General features: G+C 42.1%; 3 protein-coding genes. All 3 read right to left on the bottom strand.

Annotation, left to right across the window (positions count from 1 at the left end; translation table 11 throughout):
- Window positions 1-352 (bottom strand): phycobilisome rod-core linker polypeptide (locus IQ229_RS22545; RefSeq protein ID WP_194047572.1); only part of this gene is annotated, 352 nt, incomplete at its 3' end.
- A 475-nt stretch (window positions 353-827) separates the two neighbouring features.
- On the bottom strand, window positions 828-1,691 hold the full coding sequence (locus tag IQ229_RS22540) for a phycobilisome linker polypeptide (protein ID WP_194047570.1): 864 nt from the start codon (window positions 1,689-1,691) through the stop codon (window positions 828-830).
- 453 nt (window positions 1,692-2,144) lie between these two features.
- The coding region (locus IQ229_RS22535; RefSeq protein ID WP_322744048.1) for a hypothetical protein at window positions 2,145-2,777 on the bottom strand (633 nt) is incomplete at its 5' end.

Raw genomic sequence — 2,777 nt, 5'->3', positions numbered from 1 at the left:
CATCATAGCCCTGTTCGTTGTAGATGCGGACGTGTTCGGAAATTTCTGCTTGATCGGCAGGAGGACGCCCTAGCAAATGTTTGAAGTTCAGTTCAATGAACCGATACTGGGAAGAAGAGTTAAAAAACAGGGATTGATAAATCTCTGATTTCGCAACTATGTTGACGAATTCGCGGACGCTGATTTTGCGATCGCGCAATTGCGATTCAGCTGTGGCTAGTCGCTCACTTTCCAACAAGTGAGCATTACCCAAAACCTGTTTGTAAACTGCCCGAATCAGTGTTTGTAATTCACTTTGGCTGGTGTTCGGACGCAGCTCAACATTAGGTGAATCAATAGCCCAAAGTGACATTGAGGTATCTCCTGAAAAACGCTAATTAAATTAAATTTCCGAGCATCCTACCCCTTATGGAGGTAGAATTTCCCATCAGTTGTCAGTTATTTTGCTACTGACTAGCTTTTGTAAAACTTTAATTTGTGAAAATGTGTTAAACGTCTTCGTATATCACAACTGACGGCGGAATTGGTCAAACTCCAGATTAGCGATCGTTTTGGCTAACTGTTGCTCAATCAGGATTTACGCAAAAAATAGCCGAAAATCATTCTTTTCAGGTAAGGGCAATTTTATGTAGACGCATACTTCTAGGTGGAAGCTAGCTATGCGGAGTGTCTCGCTCAGAAGCGCCTTTCCGCAAGGTATTGCCCTTGAACGCGTTTAGTTTTGCGTAAATCCCAGAACGAGCCACTCTGGGGATTGAAAGATTAGAGACTGAGTACAGCGGAATTATTTCCCAATCCCTAATCTCTAAATCCCCAATTTCTATTTTTTAGTTGACAGGGGTAATACTGGCGATCGTGCCGCCCTGCTTATGAATCCGCTGATACTCTTGTGAAAGCTTATTGTATGGCACGAAAAAGACTTGGTTACTGCGGCGAAATTTGGAAATGTTATTTACCACATTTGCCTTGTAGCCAGTAACTTCAATCCGGTATACCTTACCATCATCACCAGATCCCACACCCTGACGAGTGCGAGGGGTAGATGTTGGGTTGCGGAATGTAGCGCCCTTGCTGGCTGGTGAAACCACAGGAGTAGGCGTGCTTTGAATTAGCAAACTGTTTAATTTTGGTTGTTTGCCAGCTAAGTCACCTTTCAGGCTGCTGCTAGAAGAACCACGTACCAGTTGAAACAAGTGGGTAAACTGAACCAAACTCTGAATAGCTTCGGTTTTGTAGCCCCGAATATAGGGCACAATGTTTTCCCCAAAAGTTTCTTGGTATTCGTCGCTGTCTAGATAAGAATCAATCTCACCCTCAAAGCCCTTTGTATCCAGAATAGTGCTGTGTGTACGCGTTTCTTCTAAATTCAATGGCGCACGACCAAGGAAATGTCTGAAATTTAATTCAATCGCCCGATAACGAGGAGCGTTATCAAAAAACCGCGAACGGTAAAGTTCCGACTTCCCGACTTGACGCACAAACCCGCGAACGCTAATTTCACCCCGTTTGAGTTGGGATTCAGCAACGGAAAGCCGCTCACTCTCCATTACATAAGCGTTGCCTAGAACTTGTTTATAGACAGTTCTAATTACGGTTTCAACATCCTCATTAGAGCGATTTGGCCACAGATCAATGGGATCGGTGTCTTCAAACAGAGCGACCCCTAATCGTGATGCTGGTCCAAAAGCCATTCAAACTATCTCCCAGTTAACAAATAAATTGTATGAGAAGGATATTCAGCAGATGTTAAAAAACTTTACATCATAGTGACAAAGTAGGGGACATACAGACTTTAAATCCTTATTGGTCGTGATGATTTTAAGTTTTTGCATCGTTTGCCTTTACACATTGTGATACGATGCCGAAACCATATTTATTAAAATTTATTAAGTTAAGTAATATTTTAGAGAAAATTCAGCTTTTTTTTAGTATTTGATTTGCAATTGGGATGTAAGTGATGGTATTTTGCCAATTCCCTTAAACCAGAGTATTAATCGTTCTGAGTCACCTAAGTTTATCTCAATCAGTGGGCATGAATAGATTCAACTATCTTACGCAGGATAAAATTAAGTAATATTGTCTGTTAGTCAGGGCTGAAGTTCTGACTACAAACCTTTGATTATTCATGCCCACTTACACTTAACTTATCGAATTTGGAAAGTAGCCAATTGGCTGATTAAATGGTCAAAATAGGGAGCAAGAATTTGCTGGTGATCGGCTTGGCAGCGTTTCAAACTAGCAGCCTTGATGCTTTTTAAGCCTAAAATCATTGCATCCAATGGAACTTGTAATTCCTGATAGAGCAAATTCATATAATGCAGCCCTGTGGGACTTGTATATTCAGTGTGGCCACCTGCTATGCCATAAGTAATGCAGCGAAGAAAATGCCAAAAATCTCGCCAGCAAGCTTGAGCGCGTTCAGGTGGATAAAGACCGCCTCCAGGCTGGATAATTTCGGGATAAGTTGCCAACACTTGTTCTCTAGATTCGTCAACGATTTCGGCGGCGCGATCGCGTAATAATTGAGCAACAGGAATCAACTCAGAATTATCGGGTGACAAGGTTTTAATCTGCGATAAATCTTCATCGCTTAGGTAGCGAAAAGCATCATCCGCAGCTTGAAATATAGCGATCGCTGCTTTTGGATGAGACTGTTCCCACTCAGCAAAGCTGACGATTCTAGCTTTGGCTATTAATTCTTTAACGGTTTCGCTTAATTGAGTCATTGATTTAAGGGATAGGGAATGGGGCATTGGGCATTGTACTGGGGACAAGGG

This window comes from Nostoc cf. edaphicum LEGE 07299, assembly GCF_015207245.1.
Lineage (GTDB): Bacteria > Cyanobacteriota > Cyanobacteriia > Cyanobacteriales > Nostocaceae > Nostoc > Nostoc edaphicum_B.
This window is presented reverse-complemented; position numbering and strand designations above follow the sequence as displayed.

What these genes read in the sequence shown, in the direction of transcription:
- IQ229_RS22540 (WP_194047570.1), bottom strand. Translation starts at nt 1,691, where the DNA reads ATGGCTTTTGGACCAGCATCACGATTAGGGGTCGCTCTGTTTGAAGAC.